We start from the raw sequence: 16,923 nt of genomic DNA on the forward strand, positions 1-16,923 counted from the left end.
CGGCGACGCGTCCGCCTCGGACGCGACTTGACGGACGGTCGCCCCTTACTCGAATCGGGGGCCCGACACGGATTTTTTACTGACGCGTAACTTCCAAGTCTTGCTACTCGCCCGTAATTTGACGGGAAAGCAGCCCCCTTGTGATCCGGATCACGGGACGAACCCCCACGTATTTCCCTGACCCGCAAGGAGATCACTCGATGCTGCACTGGCGACGCCTGCTCCGCCCACTGGCCGTCCTCACCCTCGCCGCCGCCCTCGTCGCCCCCGCCGGCGCCGCGCAGGCCGCGTCCGCACCCAGCAGCGGCTGGAACGACTGGTCCTGCAAGCCCTCCGCCGCCCATCCGCGCCCCGTCGTCCTCGTCCACGGCACCTTCGGCAACTCCGTGGACAACTGGCTCGGTTTCGCGCCGTACCTCGTACACCGCGGGTACTGCGTCTACTCGCTCGACTACGGGCAACTGCCCGGGGTGCCCTTCTTCAACGGGCTCGGCCCCATCGACAAGTCCGCCGGCCAGCTCCAGGTGTTCGTCGACAAGGTGCTGGCCTCCACCGGTGCCAAGAAGACCGACATGATCGGCCACTCGCAGGGCGGCATGATGCCGAACTACTACCTCAAGTTCCTCGGCGGCGCCCCCAAGGTCAACGCCCTGATCGGGCTCGCCCCCGACAACCACGGGACCACCCTGGACGGGCTCACCCAGCTGCTCCCGTACTTCCCCGGCGCCGAGGACCTGATCAGCTCGGCGACCCCGGGGCTGGCCGACCAGATCGCCGGATCCCCCTTCGTCACCAAGCTGAACGCGGGCGGGGACACCGTCCCCGGGGTCCAGTACACGGTCATCGCGACGAAGTACGACGAGGTCGTCACGCCGTACCGGAGCGCCTTCCTCCAGGGGGCCAACGTGCGGAACGTCGTGCTCCAGGACCTGTGCCCGCTGGACCTCTCCGAGCACGTGGCCATCGGGCTCACCGACCGGATCGCCTGGCACGAGGCGGTCAACTCCCTCGACCCGGCGCACGCCTCCCGCACCACCTGCGCGTCGGTCTTCGAGTGACGCGCAGGTGAGGGGCCGGAGTCGGGGCCGGGGCCGGGGCCGGTGAACCGGTCCGGCTAGCGTCCGTGGCGGCCCGGCGCCGTCGCACGGCGTCGGGCCACGCCGAACAGCACGGCCGCCCCGACGGCCAGCACGCCCGCCCCGGCGATCGCGATCGCCGGGGTCGCGGCGCTGCCGCCCGTCTCGGCGAGGTTGGTGCCGGCCGGGGACTGCGATCCGGCGGGGAGCGGGGCGAGGGCGGTGCTGCCGTTCGTCTTCGGGTCGTTGTCGCCGTGGCCGTTGTGCTCGACGGTGGACTTGCTCTCGCCGTCCGCGATCTGCTGGTCCGTCGGGGCCTTCGGCGCGTCGGAGGGCTTGGCGCCGGGCTTCGTACCGGTGGCCGTACTCGGCTTCGTGCTCGGGGTGGCGCCGGCGCCGCCGTTCGCGCCGCCGTTGGCGTTGCCGTTGCCCCCGCCCCCGCTCCCGCCGTTGTCCTTGCCGAAGACCACGTCCGAGCAGGTGTAGAAGGCCTCCGGGCTGTCCGAGCGCTGCCAGATGCTGTAGATCAGGTGCCGGCCGGACTTGTTCGGCACGCTGCCGGAGAACACGTAGTCCCCGTTCTGCATGCCCGGGTCGGTGGCCTTCGCGAAGGGAGCCGGCTCCAGGTCCGACCACTTCAGCGGCTTCGAGGGGTCGTAGCCGTCCTTCGTGACGTACAGCTCGAAGGAGCCCTTGTGCGGGGCGGTCCCCTTGTACCGGAAGGTGTGCGGGCCCGAGGTCATCGGGCTGGCAGGCCAGTCCGCGCGGGCCAGGTCCAGGCCCCGGTACTTGTCGTTGCCGGCGGAGCAGAGCTGCCCGTTCGGGATCAGCGACCGGTGGTTGCCGGCCGCGTTGGCGATGTTCACCGCGTTCCAGTCGTAGAACGCCTGCGCGCCGCTCGCCGCCACCGCCGCCTTGCAGGCCGCGGACTTCGGCGACTCGGGCCCCTCGGCGTAGCAGGCCGCCACCCGGCTGACCGGGTCCGTCATGGAGCCGTGCGCGGCCGCGGGCCCGGCGGCGTACGCGGCCACCGCGAGCGGGGCGAGGCCGGCTGCGGCGATGCGGGTGACGGTGCGGCGGCGTGCGGGCATGGGTGGATCTCCTTCGGGGCGGCGATGCGGGCACCACGGTCGTGGGTGTGCCGGGAGCCGGGCCGGGCGGCGCCGCCCCCCGTGGGATCCGACGCCGCCCCGTGCCCTCCTCGGCCCCGCCAAGCTAGCCCGCGTCACCCCCGCCGCCACCCCGTCCGGCCCCCTCCCCAAGATCCTTACGCTCCGCTTAAGGCACCGGTAAGCAGCACCCAAGGAAGCGGCCCCGCGGGAGCCGGGTTCAGGTGAGGAGGGCGGTCAGGCCTTGAGGGGTGTGCGCCTGGGCGGCCAAGGTGTCGAGGGCGCGGACGGCCTCCGCCGCCGCCTGCGGGTCGCTCTCCGCGAGGCCGCTCGCCGCGAACTCGTCCTCGTCCAGGCGCAGGACGCTCGTTCCGTCCGCCGAGACCCACAGGTCCAGGTCGAGGTCCTCGACCCGGATCCCGCCGTCCGCCACCACCGCCGGGCGCGTGACGTCGCAGTACCAGCCCTTGAGGACGCCCCCGCCCGTCCGGACCTCCTTGACGGCGTACCAGCGGGTCCGCCAGAAGTGCTCGGTGAACACGTCGCCGGGCTCGAAGCGCACGAAGCCGAAGTCCCGTACGCCGTCCGCCGCCCAGGGCGCCCGTACGGAGATCCGGTCGCCCGTGTCGGTGACCAGGGCGGCGGGATAGCGGATCTTGGTGCGGCCCGCCTTCGTGAGGGTGACGGTCAGGGTGGTGGTGGCCGTCATGACGTGGGCTCCAGTCGCTTCGCGTAGCGCGTCTCGGTCGCGCAGATCTCGTATCCGAACCGCCGGTTGATCGCGAGCATCGGCCCGTTCCCGGCGTCGTTGCCCGTGAAGGCCTGCGTGCAGCCGGCCGCGCGGGCCCGGTGGAGGGAGTCCGTCTTGGCGAGCGTGGCCAGGCCGCGGCCCCGGTGGGCGCGCAGGGTGCCCGTCATCGCAGAGCCGTAGCGGCCCGTGCCGTCGGTGCGGGCGGCGCTGAAGGCGGCGACGGCCCCGTCGACGAGGACGACCGTGGTCAGCTCCTTGTCGAGCGACGGGTCGTGCCAGACGCTGCGCAGCCAGTCCTCGTAGTCGTCCAGCTCCATGGGTACGTCGCCCGGTTCGTCGGAGGTCGCCTCGGCGTCGGCCTCGTACAGCGGGCGCGGATCGGCGGCGAAGTCGGAGGCGGTGCGCAGTTCGACCCCGGCGGGGAGTGCGGCCGGGTACGGGGGCAGCGGGTGCGCGGCCAGGTCCAGGCGCAGGAAGTGCGCGGAGCGCGAGGCGCGGTAGCCGTGCCGCTCGGCGAAGGCGCGGTGACCGGGCTCGTCCAGCACCCAGGAGTACGCGTGCGTCGCGCCCTCGGCGGCCAGGTGCTCCTCGGCCGCGCGCAGCAGGGCCGTCCCGGCGCCGAGCCCGCGGCGGGCCGGGTCGACGTAGGCGTTGACGTACGAGAGACCCGGCTCGGGGCTGTCGTACGCGAGGCCGGTCTCCGCGGTGCCGACGGCGAGGCCCGCCTCGTTCTCGGCGATGAGGAGCCGGTGGCGCGCGGCGGGGTTCGCGGAGGCGGCCTCGAAGGCCACCCGGGCGGGCGTGGTGATCAGGAACGGGAGCGCGGCTCGGCGCAGGCGTACGACGGACTCGGCGTCCCCGGGGTCGCCGGGGCGGAGGTCGCGGATCGTGGCGGTCATGGGGTCGACCGTAGATCGGCGAGGAGGGGGACGCCTGCGAATTTCCCGGCGGATGGGGGAGAATCGCCGGGTGACCTCGACGAACCTGAAGATCCGGATCGACGGCGCGGCCGGCGCCGCAGCCCCGTACGAGCAGCTGCGCACGCAGATCGCCGAGGCGGCGCGGTCGGGGAAGCTGCCGGTCGGGTACAAGCTGCCGACGGTGCGCGGGCTCGCCGAGGAACTGGGGCTGGCGGCGAACACGGTCGCGAAGGCCTACCGGGCCCTGGAGGGCGACGGGGTGATCGAGACCCGCGGCCGGAACGGGACCTTCGTCGCGGCCGCCGGCGACGGGGCCGCCCGCGAAGCGGCCTCCGCCGCCCAGGCCTACGCGGAGCGCGCGAAGCGGCTGGGCCTGAGCTTCGACGAGGCGACGGCGGCGGCCCTGGACGCCCTGCGCGCCCGCTACGGCAACTAGGAACTAGCCCTTCCGCGGGAGCAGCCGCGCCCGCAGGTGGTGCTGCAGGGGCTGTCCCATCGCCGCCATGTCCTGCTCGATCGTCAGCTCCCCGCCGCCGAGGGCGTACCGGCGCCGCATGGCGGTGACCTCCTTGGCCCGCGGGGTGCGCGCCACGGTCTCGGTGGCGATCTCGATCTCCGTCCCGGACACCCGGCCGACGTACGTCTCCACGATGCCGGTCGGGTGCGCGAGGACGACCTCCAGCGAGGCGTCGGGCAGGACCCGCCACCACCCCGACTCCCGCCCCGAGGGGCGCAGCGCCGTGCCGGACCCGTCGATCAGCCAGGCCCGCGATTCGTAGCGCAGGAACGGCCGGCCGTCGTGGCTGAAGGTGATCTCCTGCTCGTACGTGAACCCCTGCTCCAGGGTCGGGTATTCACCGCGGCCGCGGCCGTGCCAGCGCCCGAGGAGGGAGAGCACCGGCGTCAGCTGCGGGTGCGGTTCGGGGCCCTCGCCGAGGACGTGGCTGTCGGGGTACGGATTCTCCTGCGCCGGCTCGGGCACGTGCACTCTCCTGCTCGGTGGGTGTCCCCGGCCGTCTCGGCCGGGTCCGCCGCCCATTGTCTTCGGCGCGCGGGGGCGGCCCGTGCGCGCCCCGCCCGCCGGGGCGGTCACAGGTACAGGCCCGGCTCCGCACCGTGCTGGCCCTGCGGCGGCAGCAGCGACGCGGGGCCGGACCCCCGCCGCAGCGCGAACAGTTCGGCCAGCGTGGCGCCCTCGCGCGACACGCCCTCGTCCGTGCCCAGCCAGTCCACCGCCTCGCCGTGCGTCAGCCGGCCCACCTCGATGCGGGCCAGGCAGCGGCCCGGCCGGACCACCGCCGGGTGGAGCCGCTCCAGGTCCTCGTTCGTGGTGACCCCGACCAGGACGTTGCGGCCCTGGCCCAGCAGACCGTCCGTCAGGTTCAGCAGCCGCGACAGCGCCTGGCCGGCCGTGTGCCGGGCCTCGCCGCGGATGAGCTCGTCGCAGTCCTCCAGGAGGAGCAGCCGCCAGCGGCCCTTCGCCGTGCCCTCGTCCTCGCCGATCGCGATGTCCATCAGGTAGCCCACGTCGTTGAACAGGCGCTCCGGGTCCAGGACGCAGTCCACCTGGCACCAGTCCCGCCACGACCGGGCCAGCGTCCGCAGCGCCGAGGTCTTGCCCGTGCCCGGTGGCCCGTGCAGCAGGAGCAGCCGGCCCGCGATGTCGTCCGGGGTCACCTTCATCAGCCGGTCCATCGCCCCGGCCACCGGAGCCGTGTAGTTGGGCCGCACCTCCGCCCAGGTCCCGGCGGCGATCTGGCGGGTCGTCCGGTACGGGCCGCGGCGCGGGGAGACGTACCAGAAGCCCATCGTGACGTTCTCCGGCTGCGGTTCGGGCTCGTCCTGCACCCCCTCCGTGGCCTCGCCGAGCACGCTGGAGGCCAGTTCGTCGCTGACCGCCGTCACCGTCACGTCCGCCCCGCGGCTCCAGCGGGAGACGAGCATCGTCCAGCCCTCGCCCTCGGCGAGCGTGGCGCTGCGGTCGGAGTCGCGCGCGGAGCGCAGCACCGTGGCCTCGGGCGGCAGCAGGGTCGCCTCCGCCTTCACCCGCTCGATCGTGACGCTGTGCGAGTAGGGCTGCTCGCCGGAAGCGAACCGGCCGAGGAACAGCGCGTCCACGACGTCAGACGGTGAATCGCTGTCGTCGACATTGAGCCGGATCGGCAGCGCGTCATGCGGGTTGGCTGGCATGGCGCCCATGATCCGGCACGAAGTGGCCTCGTGCACCCGTGTTTCGCCGGATCGGGTGGCCGGGTTCCCTCTTCAAACGCGCCGGTGGTGAAGGTTCGGGGCACAACTCCGCGCTGAAAATTCTTGGCATGAACACTTCCGGCCATGCCCGGCTCCCAGTACCACGGACTCAGGAGTAACTCCCGAGTAACCCCCGTGTACCTCCCCCCACAAGGAGCCGCACACATGAGCATGAAGACGTCGCGCTTCGCCGCCCTGACCTCCTCCCTGTTACTCGCCGCGGGCGCCGCCCTGTTCGGCGCGGGACAGGCGGCCGCCGCCACGGCCGACTTCGGCTACGTCGCCCTCGGCGACTCGTACTCCTCCGGCGTCGGCGCCGGCAACTACGACAGCGGGAGCGGCAACTGCAAGCGCACCACCCGCGCCTACCCGGCCCTGTGGGCCGCCGCCCACGCACCGCAGACCTTCTCCTTCGCCGCCTGCTCGGGCGCCCGTACGGGTGACGTCCTCTCCGGCCAGCTCTCCCCGCTGAACTCCGGAACCGACCTGGTCAGCATCACCATCGGCGGCAACGACGCCGGTTTCTCCGACGTCATGACGACCTGTGTGCTCCAGTCCGAGTCCACCTGCGTCAACCGCGTCAACCAGGCCAAGGCGTACGTCGACTCCACCCTCCCCGGCCAGCTCGACCAGGTCTACGACGCGATCCACGGCCGGGCGCCCGGCGCCCACGTCGTCGTCCTCGGCTATCCCCGCTTCTACAAGCTCAACGGAAACTGCGTCACCGGCCTCACCGAGGGGGAGCGCACCGCCATCAACGGCGCGGCCGACTACCTGAACGCCGCCATCGCCAAACGCGCCGCCAACCACGGGTTCACCTTCGCCTCGGTCGCCGGCGCCTTCACCGGCCACGAGATCTGCTCCGGCGATGCGTGGCTGCACAGCGTCAACTGGCTCAACATCGGGGAGTCCTACCACCCCACGGCCGCCGGACAGTCCGGCGGCTACCTGCCGGTGTTCACCAACGCCGCCTGACCGGTCCGCAAGCGGTCACGAGGCGGCGGCTTCCGGGCCGGCCGCCTCCGTCGCCGGGTCCGGGGCCTGTGCCTCCGGTGACTCGGGGGCCGCGGACACCGGACCCGCCGTCACCGGGGCCGGCGTGGCGCTCGTACCGGGGGAGGGGGAGGCGCCGGCCGGCGGGGTCTCCCCCTCCCCTCCCTCGTCCTCGCAGGTCACGGAGAACTCCACCCACTCCGAGGCCGTCGGCTCGGCTCCCCGCAGCTCCAGCCGGACCGCGTCCGTGAAGGTCGCGTTCGGGTAGTACGTGAGCTCGGTGTGGTCCAGCTGCCGGCTCCGGGAGCCGCCCTCCTCGTACATGACGGACTGCCAGCCGGGTTCGGAGGTGACCCCGCTGCGCGTCGCCCAGCGGTACTCCAGCACGGCGGGGGTACGGTCCGCCTCGACCGTCGCCGTGAAGGCCGGCGCCAGGTCCTCGGGCGGCGGGCACGTCCCGCGGTAGTCCTTCCGTACGGCGCGCACCGCCACGGCGAACCGCGGCGCCGGCGTGACCGACGGCGAAGCGGACGCCGAGGCCGAAGGGGAGGGGGACGGGGACGGCTGCTCCGAGGCGGAGGCGCTCTCGGACGCTGCCGAGGAGGCGGTGGCCGGTGCCGTGGTACCGGTGCCCCCGGTCCCGCCCGGCTCCTCGCGGTCCTTGAGCAACAGCCACCCCAGGAAGACGATGGCCAGCAGCAGCACCACGATGCCGGCGGTCAGCACCGCCCCGGCCCGCCCCTCGCGCGCCGGTGCCCCGCCGCCGGGCCCGCCGGGCCCGCCGTGCCCGGCCGGAGCGGGCACCGGAGAAGGCGCCGGCATCGGCACGGGCATCGGCGGGGTCGCTCCGTCCGCGCGGCCGCCGTGCCGGTGGCGGGCCGTGGCCGTCGGGGAGTCCGGGCCCGACACCGCCCCGCCGGAGCCCCGCAGGATCCCGCCCGCCCCGACGATCCGCAGCATCCGGGCCGCCTCCGCCGCGGGCAGCCGCTCCGCCGGATCCTTGCGCAGCAGCCCCTCCAGTACGGGCGTCAGCGGGCCGGCCCGGTGCGGCGGCGGCAGTTCGTCGTCCACCACCGCCCGCAGGGTGGACAGCGGGGTGTCGTGCCGGAAGGGCGTGACCCCCTCGACGGCGGCGTACAGCATCACCCCGAGCGACCACAGGTCCGACTCGGGGCCCGGGTCGCGCCCGAGCGCCCGCTCCGGCGCGAGGTACTCGGGGGAGCCCACCACCTCGCCCGTCATGGTGATCGCGGAGGAGCCCTCCAGGCTGGCGATCCCGAAATCGCTCAGCACCACCCGGCCGTCGTTGCCGATGAGCACGTTGGCGGGCTTGACGTCCCGGTGCAGCACCCCGGCCTCGTGCGCGGAGCGCAGCGCGGCCAGCACCTGGTCCCCGAAGTGCGCGGCCCGCTGCGGGGTGAGGGGACCGTCGGCCTCCAGTACGTCTGCCAGCGAGAGCCCGCGGACGAGCTCCATCACGATCCACGGCCGGCCGTCCTCGGTGGCCACGTCGTAGACCGTGACCACCCCGCGGTGCGAGACGCGGGCCGCCGCCCAGGCCTCCCGTTCGAGCCGCCGGTACATCCGTCCGATCTCGGCGCCGTCCAGTCCGGCCGGGGGACGCACCTCCTTGACGGCCACCTCGCGGCCCAGCACCTGGTCGCGGGCCCGCCACACGGTGCCCATGCCGCCGCGGCCGAGCTGGTCGAGGAGCACGTAGCGGCCCGCGATGACACGGCCCGGGGCGGATTCCCCGCCCGGTTCACCCATGCTGTCACTCACGCGAGCCCCCAGGCGTGTCCGTGTGTCGGCGGGCGGTCACTCCAAGTTAGCGCAGGAGGCGCGTCGCGACCCCGGTCCGCGCGGCGACTCGCGCGCGGGCCTGTCGCGGGGGCGGGGGTGGCCGCGGCGGCGGTGGGCCGCGGCGGGGTTGACCGCGGCGGGGGTGCCCGGGGCGGGGGCGGCGGCGGAGGAGGCGGCCGGGGCCCGCGGATTTGCCACCGGGACTCCGCGAAGCCCCCTGCGAAGACGCCCCGAAGCGCCCTCCGCGCGCCCTCGAAGCCCCGCATCCCTTGCGGAGAGTGACGGTCGACTCCGCTGAGTAACCGTCAACTCCCCAGCCCCATAGGGGTAATTCACACCACCGGGATACCCGAGCACGACGCGGGGACGATAGGGTTACCCTGCCCGGGCCGGGTGCCCTCGTACGGGTGGGGAGAGATCATGGAACAGATAGCAATGCGCAGCAGGCCGCCTCGCGTGCCTGCCATCACCTGCGGCAGCGGTGCGACGAGTTCGCGCCTCGACCGCCACCTCGCCGTGCTGGGCGGACCCGCCGTCCCCCACCGCGAGGCGGCCGAGGCGACGCTCCTCATGCGCGAACTGACGTCCCGCGACCACACGCACCGCCTGCGGAGCAGGAGCGCGCGCGTCTCGCTCTTCGCCCCGCTGCGCCGTCTGCGTCGCACGCTCTTCGGCAGCCGCCGTTCGTAACAACGTCCCCGACCGTCATTGGTTTCGCCCCGGCCCTACGCAACCACACCATCCCGGCGCAGTGTCGTGATCTGCGCGCCCGTCATCCCCAGGGCGCGCAGCAGGGCCTCGGTGTGTTCGCCGAGCGCGGGCACCGCACCCATGTGCGGTGCCGCGCCCCCCGGCAGTCCGATCGGCGGCAGCAGCGCCCGCAGCGGACCCGCCGGTGATCCCACCTCGCGCCAGCGGTCCCGCGCCGCGAGCTGGGGGTGGTGCGCCAGCTGCGCCACCGAGTTCAGCCGTGCGCAGGCGATGCCCGCCGCCTCCAGCCGCGCGATCGCCTCGTCCGCGCCGAGCCCGGCCAGCGCCTCGGCGACCACGGCGTCGGTCTTCTCCCGGCCCCGGGTGCGCGCCGCGTTCGTCGCGTACGCCGGATCATCGGCCAACTCGGGCCGCTCCAGGACCTGTTCGGCCAGCCGCCGCCACTCGCGGTCGTTCTGAACCGAGAGCAGCACCCGGTCCCCGTCCGCGGTCGGGTAGGCGTCGTAGGGGGCGATGACGGCGTGCGCCAGGCCCGTGCGCAACGGCTGCTCCCCGCCGTGCATCGTGTGGTGCAGGGGGTGGCCCATCCATTCGGCCAGCGCGTCGAGCATCGAGACCTCGACCGGGCCCCCGCGCCCGGTGGCCCCGCGGCGCAGCAGGGCCGCGAGGACCCCGGAGAAGGCGTACATGGCCGCGGCGATGTCAGCGGCCGGGATGCCCGCCTTGACGGGCTGCTCCGGGGTGCCGGTCACCGAGACCAGCCCCGCCTCGCACTGCACGAGCATGTCGTAGGCGCGCTTGTGGGCGTACGGGCCCTTCGCCCCGTACCCGGAGATGTCGACGGCCACCAGGCGCGGGTACCGCGCGCACAGCGCGGCCGCGTCGAGCCCGAGCCGGGCGGCGGCGCCCTGCGCGAGGTTCTGGACGAACACGTCGGCCCCGTCGAGCAGCCCGTGCAGGACCTCCAGGCCGCGCGGGTCCTTCAGGTCGAGCGCGATCGACTCCTTGCCGCGGTTGGCCCAGACGAAATGCGAGGCGAGACCGTGCGCGGCGGTGTCGTAGGCGCGCGCGAAATCGCCGCCGTCGGGGCGTTCGACCTTGATCACCCGGGCGCCGAGGTCGGCGAGCTGGCGGGTGGCGAAGGGGGCCGAGACGGCCTGTTCGACGGCGACGACGGTCACCCCGTCGAGCGGCGGCGGTTCCACGGGGTGCGCGGGGCGCTCGGGTACGGGCGAGGGTGCGGGCGCGGGTGCGGGCGCGGGCGAGTCGGCAGTCATGGAGCCTGCCTACCCGCTCGCACCCCGGTCTGTCACCACGCCCTCGCGCGCCGGGACCCGTCAGAGCAGGGCGAACTGGCCGCCCGGGCCCTCCTCGTGGTGGTCCAGCACGGAGGCCGGGCGGCGGGACCAGCGCGGCGGCGGCAGCACCCCGGCCGCCGCCAGCTCGGCGGCCGGCAGCGGCGCTCCGGGGGAGAACGCGGCCCGCTCCGGGGCCAGATCGGCCAGGAGCGCCAGGGTGGTCACCAGCGCCGGCAGCTCCGAGGTCCAGGCCTGCGGCCATTCGGCCGGTCCGATCGCCTCCAGCCCGTCGGCCCCGGGTGCCCGGTGGGCGGTGCGGGCCGCGAACCAGGCCTCCAGGACCCGGATGCCGCCCTGGACCTCGTACGCCCAGGCGCCCGGCGGCACGGGGGAGACCGTCCCGGTCCCCAGGCTCAGGGTCTCGGTCTCCGGGTCGTACTCGAGCCCCTCCGGCCAGGCCTGGACCGCCGAGCGGACGTACGGGCGCCGCCCGCCGGGCAGCCGGGGCGGCTCGGCGCCGGGACCGCCGCGCAGCTGGACGGTGAGCAGCCGGTGCCCCAGCTCCAGCCCGGCCCGCCAGCGGCCGGGGTCCCCGGTGAGCGGGACCTCGTACCCCCGGGGGCCGGGGCGGCCCGCCGCGAGGATCCAGCACAGCACGTCCTGCGGGGTCACCCAGCCGCCGTAGCGCTCGCCCAGCAGGGGCAGCAGGCCCGGCGCCAGATTGGGTTCGGCTCCGCCGGGGCGCCGGTGGAGGGGTCGGATCCGGCCCAGGCGGCCGACCGGGAGGCGGGCGGTGACCAGCAGCTCCGGGGTCTCGACGGCGAAGAGCTGGTGTTCGTCGAGGACCCGCCACAGCTCCGGGCGGGCCAGGTCGATGAGCCGCTGGTCGGGCAGCAGCCACTGCTCGTCGAAGGGATCGCGCAGCACCCGCACGGGCTCCGGGCAGGGGCCCGGCGCATCGGCGAAACGGGCGGTCGACGGCGAGCGCTGACCGGGCAGGGCGGCCGCGCCGGTGGTGGGCGTACGGCTCCTCGTCGGGCGGAACAGCCGGTCCCGCTCGGTGCCTTCGGCGCCGGTCAGTGCCGCCCAGCGGGCGCGCAGGGCCGCGGGGCCGGGGGCCGCCACCCAGGCCCGGCCCAGGCGCAGGGCGCCCACGGCCCAGGGCATCAGGTCGTCCAGCAGCGGTACGTCTTCGCTCACCCGGCAGATGGTAGCGACGGGAGGCGGCGGCCGGGCTGGGGCGGGACCGAAGAGCTACGCTCCCTATGTGTGGGTATGTGTCGATGTCGAGGAGCGGACATGAGTCATTACGACGAATACACGACTCCGTCGCAGGCGGAGGGCGAGCGGCTCGACGAGGACATGGACGAGAAGGAGAAGATCCAGCACCACCACCCCGAGACGATGCGGACCACGCCGTCGCAGGCGGAGGGCGAGCGCGGCACGGACGAGGAGTAGGCCCCCGCAGACCCCGCCCGGGGGTGCTGCCCGGCGCGCCGGGCCCAGGTGGCGTCGACCGCCGCCCGGCAGGCGTCGACCGTCGCCCCGGTGGTGTCGACCGTCGCTCAGGTGGTGTCGACCGTCGCTCAGGTGGCGTCGACCGTCACCGTGAACGAGAACCGGTCACCGCGGTAGCGGATCCGCGCCACGTCCACGACCCGCCCGTCCTCGTCGTACGTCACGCCCGTGTAGTGCAGGATCGGGCTGAGCAGCGGTACCTGGAGCAGCTCTGCCGTCTCCGGGTCGGCCAGCCGCGCCTCGACCGTGTCCGTGATCCGGCTGATCTTCACGCCCACCACGTCACGCAGCACCTTGGTCATCGGCCAGCGCGCCAGATCGGCCAGGTCCACCGACTCCGCGAGCTCCGGTCGGACCGCGTTCTCCGCCCAGTTCGTCGGCTCGCCGCTCTCGCCGTCATGGCGCAGCCGGCGGTACGTGACCACCTCGGCCGTGTCCGGGAAGTGCTCCAGCAGCTCCCCGGACACGGCCGTCCGCGCATGGCCGAGAATCGTCGTGCGATCGCCTGACTGCTGCGCCACGATCGCATCGACCGAGCCCAGCAGCCGTACCGGCGCCCCGCGCCGCGCACCCGGCTCGATGAACGTGCCGCGCCGCCGGTGGCGGCTGATCAGCCCCTCGCCCTCCAGCTCCTTGAGCGCCTGGCGCATGGTCAGCACGCTCACCCCGTAGTGCTCGGCGAGCTGCTCCTCGGTGGGCAGGCGCAGCGAGGCGTCCGGGGTGCGCCCCAGTATCGAGGCGCGCAGCGACTGCGACACCTGGTACCAGAGCGGCAGCTTCCGGTTGAGCACGAGCGAGTCGGGGGCGAAGGCGGTCACGGGTGGTTCTCCGTACGGACGGGGCGTGGGGCGCGCGGCGCGTGCCGTGTGCCGCGTGTTCCGGGGTGCGCGCCTTGCGCGCCCACGGGGCGATATTAGGCGCGGAAGTGGCGCTGGAGCCCCTGCCAGACGTCGTCGTATCCGCGCTGGAGGTGGTCGGCGCCGGCCGCCTGGGGGGTGGCGGTGATCGGCCAGCGCGTCTCGAACATGAAGGCCAGGCCGTCGTCGATCTTCTGCGGCTTCAGCTCGGCGGCGCTCGCCTTGTCGAAGGTCCCCCGGTCCGGCCCGTGCGCGGACATCATGTTGTGCAGCGAGCCGCCGCCGGGGACGAAGCCTTCCGCCTTGGCGTCGTAGGCGCCCTCGATCAGGCCCATGTACTCGCTCATGACGTTCCGGTGGAAGTACGGCGGGCGGAAGGTGTCCTCGCCGACCAGCCAGCGCGGGGCGAAGACCACGAAGTCCACGCCCGCCAGCCCCGGGGTGTCGGAGGGCGAGGTCAGCACGGTGAAGATCGACGGGTCGGGGTGGTCGTAGCTGATGGAGCCGAGGACGTTGAAGCGGCGCAGGTCGTACACGTACGGGGTGTGCGTGCCGTACCAGGCGACCACGTCCAGCGGGGAGTGGTCGTAGGTGGCGGACCAGAGGTTGCCGCAGAACTTGTTGACCACCTCGGTGGGGCGCTCGACGTCCTCGTACGCGGCCACCGGCGCGCGGAAGTCGCGCGCGGCGGCGAGGCCGTTGGCGCCGATGGGGCCGAGGTCGGGCAGCTCGAAGGGGCGGCCGTAGTTCTCGCAGACGTACCCGCGGGCGTCCTCGTCCAGCAGCTCCACGCGGAAGCGGACGCCGCGCGGGATGAGGGCCACCTCGCCGGGGCCCGCGCTGAGCAGGCCGAGCTCGGTGCGCAGCAGCAGGCCGCCGCGCTCGGGGACGATGAGCAGCTCGCCGTCGGAGTCGCTGAACACCCGGTCGGTCATGGAGGCGTTGGCGGAGTAGAGGTGGATGGCCATGCCGCTGCGCTGGGTGGCGTCGCCGTTGCCGCCCAGGGTCCACAGGCCCGCCAGGAAGTCGGTGCCGGGGGCGGCGTCGGGCAGCGGGTTCCAGCGGAGCCGGTTGGGGTCCGCGGGGGCCTCGGTGAAGGGCGCGGACCGCAGGGCGCCGTTGTCCGTCCGGGTGAAGGGCGGGTGGGCCGCGGAGGGGCGGATCCGGTAGAGCCAGGAGCGGCGGTTGTGACTGCGGGGCTCGGTGAAGGCGCTGCCGCTGAGCTGCTCCGCGTAGAGGCCGAGGGGGGCGCGCTGGGGCGAGTTGCGACCGGGCGGCAGGGCGCCGGGGACGGCCTCCGAGCTGTGCTCGTTGCCGAAGCCGGTGAGGTACTCCAATGCCTCCGCCGTCTTCCTCGCCTGCTCGGCCTGCTCGCTCATGGGTGCTCCCGCTCTGTGACGGTCGAAGGAATCCTATGGTCGACAGTAGGATTCCGGGGCCCGCCCGTCAATGGCGCCCTTGACTTCGCGCTCTCGATTTCGCGCGGTCGCAGGGGCTCCAAAAAGATGAACATTGCTCTACTCTCACGCGCATGTCGTGGACCCGCAGGTTCCCTGCCGTGCCGGCGGCGCTCCTCGCCGCCCTCCTCGCGCTCCTGTCCCTCTTCGCCGCCGCGCCCGCCGCCCGCGCGCACGAGGAGCGCCCCGTGACCCTGCCGGACGGCTCCGGGTCCGTACCGCAGTACCGGAAGGCCGAGCCCGACCTCCTGGTCTGCAAGACCGACCGGCCCGCCTTCGAGCGCCGCATATCCGCCTTCCCGGAGGAGCTCCGGCAGCGCAACCTCGCCCTGTACGAGCGGTGCGGGAAGAGCGGCTACCGGCACCTCCAGGAAGCCGTGGACGCCGTGGACCGGCCCGGGATGAACATCGCGATCCTCCCCGGCCTGTACGAGGAGGAGCCCTCACTGCCGAAGCCGGCGGGGGAGTGCGCCGCGCTGAAGGCCCCCGACTCCGCGCTGGGCTACCAGATCCTGTCGTACGAGCAGCAGGTGCGGTGCCGGCACAACCAGAACCTCGTCGCGATCCTCGGCAAGAAGGATCTGCAGATCGAGGGCACGGGCGCGAGCCGCCAGGACGTCGTCATCGACGCCAAGTACCAGAAGCTGAACGCCATCCGCGCCGACCAGTCCAACGGCATCTACTTCCACAACTTCACCGCGCAGCGGACCACCTTCAACTCGCTGTACGTGCTCGCGGGCGACGGGTTCGTCATCGACGACGTCCTGACCCGCTGGAACGACGAGTACGGCTTCCTGACCTTCGCCAGCGACCACGGGCTGTACAAGAACTGCGAGTCGTACGGGAACGGCGACTCCGGCATCTACCCGGGCAGCGCCTCGAACATCAACGACGGCCGGGGCTACGAGGTCCCGCGCTACTCGATCGAGATCACCGGCTGCCACAGCCACCACAACATGGTCGGCTACTCCGGGACGGCGGGGGACTCCGTCTGGGTCCACGACAACGAGTTCGACGCGAACATGGGCGGCGCCTCGATGGACAGCGCCTTCCCCGGGCACCCCGGACTCCCGCAGAACCACGCCAAGTTCGAGCGGAACCTGATCCACGACAACAACGCCGACTACTACGGGTACGTCGCCGACGGCACCTGTGCCAAGCCGCCGGTCGAGCGAGGCTACGAGCAGGGGGTGGTCTGCCCGCAGATCTCCATGCCGCCGGGCACGGGGATCATCACGGCGGGCGGCAACTGGAACGTGTACGAGAACAACTGGGTGTACGGGCACCGGCGCGCGGGCTTCTTCCTCTCCGCGGTCCCGGCGTTCATCCGCGGCGAGGAGGAGTGGTCGAAGCAGACGGACACCTCCCACCACAACCGCTACGCCGCCAACGTCCTCGGCAAGGACAAGTCCGGGGCGTCCCGCCCCAACGGGATGGACGTGTGGTGGGACGGGCAGGGCAGGGGGAACTGCTGGCAGCCCGGACCGGACGGCTCCACCCCGGGCACGCTCCCGCACTGCGGCGACCGCCGCGGCGAGGTGTCCGGCGCCTCCTCGCGGCTGGTCGGCGAGCCGGTGAAGCTGGCCCAGCTCCTCGTCTGCGCCGACTACAGCGTCCAGGCGCGCAAGCTGCCCGCGGGCTGCGACTGGTACGGCGCGCGCGGCCTGGAGCGGGTCGAGACCCAGATCGCGCTGGCGGTGGCGGCGGTGCTGCTCCTCGTCGGCGGGGTGCTGTGGTGGCGCCGGCTGCGCGGGTCCCGCCTGGGGACGGCGGCCTCGCTGCTCGGCCTGGCCGGGCTGGCCCTGGACGTGGCGGGCTCCACGATGCCGCTCGTGCACACCGCCGTACCGGCCCTGGCGCTGCTCCTGCTGGGCCTGTGGTGGACGGGCGCGGGCCTCGTCCTGCGGCCCACCCGCCCCTGGCTGGCACGGCTGACCCTGCTCCTGGCGGCCCTCACCCTCCTCGACGCCTTCGACAAGGCGATCCTGATGATCCCCTGGACCCCCCTGAGCCCCGCCTGGTTCCGCGCCGTGGCAGCCGTGATCTGGACCCTCTGGGCAGTCGTCGCCTCGGCCCGCCCCACCGCCCCGCCGCCCGACCCCGCCCCGGCCGACCCCACCCCGCCGGACCCCGTCCCGGCCCCGCACCCGGCCCCCCGCCCGACCCCGGCATGACGACCC

16 protein-coding genes are annotated in these 16,923 nt (G+C 73.8%); 6 read left to right on the forward strand and 10 right to left on the reverse strand.

Going from position 1 to position 16,923, the window contains the following annotated elements:
- The first annotated feature begins 200 nt into the window (after positions 1-200).
- Positions 201-1,058 (forward strand): esterase/lipase family protein, encoded by an 858-nt coding sequence (locus ACFYXV_RS20550; protein WP_383350269.1) that lies wholly within the window; start codon positions 201-203, stop codon positions 1,056-1,058.
- A gap of 56 nt (positions 1,059-1,114) precedes the next feature.
- Here ACFYXV_RS20550 and ACFYXV_RS20555 read toward each other — a convergent pair whose 3' ends face one another.
- The 3 genes from ACFYXV_RS20555 to ACFYXV_RS20565 all read right to left on the reverse strand — a co-directional run bounded on the left by ACFYXV_RS20555 (position 1,115) and on the right by ACFYXV_RS20565 (position 3,835).
- A complete protein-coding gene (locus tag ACFYXV_RS20555; protein ID WP_389383701.1) occupies positions 1,115-2,167 on the reverse strand; it encodes a lytic polysaccharide monooxygenase in 1,053 nt (350 codons plus the stop codon).
- 238 nt (positions 2,168-2,405) lie between these two features.
- Positions 2,406-2,894, reverse strand: coding sequence for a DUF402 domain-containing protein (locus tag ACFYXV_RS20560; protein WP_389383702.1), 489 nt, complete (start codon positions 2,892-2,894; stop codon positions 2,406-2,408).
- The gene (locus ACFYXV_RS20565; RefSeq protein WP_389383703.1) at positions 2,891-3,835 is read right to left on the reverse strand and encodes a GNAT family N-acetyltransferase; all 945 of its coding nucleotides are present in this window, start codon (positions 3,833-3,835) and stop codon (positions 2,891-2,893) included. The genes ACFYXV_RS20560 and ACFYXV_RS20565 overlap by 4 nt, the downstream gene beginning before the upstream one ends.
- A 52-nt stretch (positions 3,836-3,887) precedes the next feature.
- Between ACFYXV_RS20565 and ACFYXV_RS20570 the strand changes: the two genes are divergently transcribed.
- Complete coding sequence (locus ACFYXV_RS20570) at positions 3,888-4,292, forward strand: GntR family transcriptional regulator (RefSeq protein ID WP_385469617.1); 405 nt, start codon at positions 3,888-3,890, stop codon at positions 4,290-4,292.
- A gap of 3 nt (positions 4,293-4,295) precedes the next feature.
- On the opposite strand, the gene ACFYXV_RS20575 is transcribed toward ACFYXV_RS20570, so the two are convergent.
- Positions 4,296-4,838 (reverse strand): FABP family protein, encoded by a 543-nt coding sequence (locus ACFYXV_RS20575; protein WP_389383704.1) that lies wholly within the window; start codon positions 4,836-4,838, stop codon positions 4,296-4,298.
- A gap of 107 nt (positions 4,839-4,945) precedes the next feature.
- Positions 4,946-6,046, reverse strand: coding sequence for a DUF5925 domain-containing protein (locus tag ACFYXV_RS20580; protein ID WP_383350283.1), 1,101 nt, complete (start codon positions 6,044-6,046; stop codon positions 4,946-4,948).
- A 231-nt stretch (positions 6,047-6,277) separates the two neighbouring features.
- Between ACFYXV_RS20580 and ACFYXV_RS20585 the strand changes: the two genes are divergently transcribed.
- Positions 6,278-7,081 carry an SGNH/GDSL hydrolase family protein gene (locus ACFYXV_RS20585; protein WP_385469665.1) on the forward strand — a complete coding sequence of 268 codons (804 nt, stop codon included), beginning with the start codon at positions 6,278-6,280 and terminating at the stop codon, positions 7,079-7,081.
- Positions 7,082-7,096: 15 nt separating this feature from the next.
- On the opposite strand, the gene ACFYXV_RS20590 is transcribed toward ACFYXV_RS20585, so the two are convergent.
- Positions 7,097-8,869: a protein kinase gene (locus tag ACFYXV_RS20590; protein ID WP_389383773.1), complete on the reverse strand. Its 1,773-nt coding sequence runs from the start codon at positions 8,867-8,869 to the stop codon at positions 7,097-7,099.
- A 453-nt stretch (positions 8,870-9,322) separates the two neighbouring features.
- Here ACFYXV_RS20590 and ACFYXV_RS20595 point away from each other — a divergent pair, with 453 nt between their 5' ends.
- Positions 9,323-9,592: a hypothetical protein gene (locus ACFYXV_RS20595; RefSeq protein ID WP_266876723.1), complete on the forward strand. Its 270-nt coding sequence runs from the start codon at positions 9,323-9,325 to the stop codon at positions 9,590-9,592.
- Positions 9,593-9,627: 35 nt separating this feature from the next.
- Here ACFYXV_RS20595 and ACFYXV_RS20600 read toward each other — a convergent pair whose 3' ends face one another.
- Both ACFYXV_RS20600 and ACFYXV_RS20605 read right to left on the reverse strand, forming a co-directional pair.
- A complete protein-coding gene (locus ACFYXV_RS20600) occupies positions 9,628-10,890 on the reverse strand; it encodes a CaiB/BaiF CoA transferase family protein (protein ID WP_389383705.1) in 1,263 nt (420 codons plus the stop codon).
- Positions 10,891-10,950: 60 nt separating this feature from the next.
- Entirely contained in the window at positions 10,951-12,078 is a 1,128-nt protein-coding gene (locus ACFYXV_RS20605; RefSeq protein ID WP_389383774.1) for a type ISP restriction/modification enzyme, read from the reverse strand.
- A 132-nt stretch (positions 12,079-12,210) separates the two neighbouring features.
- Here ACFYXV_RS20605 and ACFYXV_RS20610 point away from each other — a divergent pair, with 132 nt between their 5' ends.
- Entirely contained in the window at positions 12,211-12,369 is a 159-nt protein-coding gene (locus ACFYXV_RS20610; RefSeq protein ID WP_385469611.1) for a hypothetical protein, read from the forward strand.
- 128 nt (positions 12,370-12,497) lie between these two features.
- On the opposite strand, the gene ACFYXV_RS20615 is transcribed toward ACFYXV_RS20610, so the two are convergent.
- Complete coding sequence (locus ACFYXV_RS20615) at positions 12,498-13,247, reverse strand: GntR family transcriptional regulator (RefSeq protein ID WP_366102313.1); 750 nt, start codon at positions 13,245-13,247, stop codon at positions 12,498-12,500.
- Positions 13,248-13,342: 95 nt separating this feature from the next.
- Positions 13,343-14,665 (reverse strand): homogentisate 1,2-dioxygenase, encoded by a 1,323-nt coding sequence (gene hmgA, locus ACFYXV_RS20620; RefSeq protein WP_383341310.1) that lies wholly within the window; start codon positions 14,663-14,665, stop codon positions 13,343-13,345.
- A gap of 152 nt (positions 14,666-14,817) precedes the next feature.
- Between hmgA and ACFYXV_RS20625 the strand changes: the two genes are divergently transcribed.
- The gene (locus ACFYXV_RS20625; protein ID WP_389383706.1) at positions 14,818-16,917 is read left to right on the forward strand and encodes a right-handed parallel beta-helix repeat-containing protein; all 2,100 of its coding nucleotides are present in this window, start codon (positions 14,818-14,820) and stop codon (positions 16,915-16,917) included.
- The last annotated feature ends 6 nt before the right edge of the window (positions 16,918-16,923 follow it).

The organism is Streptomyces sp. NPDC002181 (assembly GCF_042890485.1).
Lineage (GTDB): Bacteria > Actinomycetota > Actinomycetes > Streptomycetales > Streptomycetaceae > Streptomyces.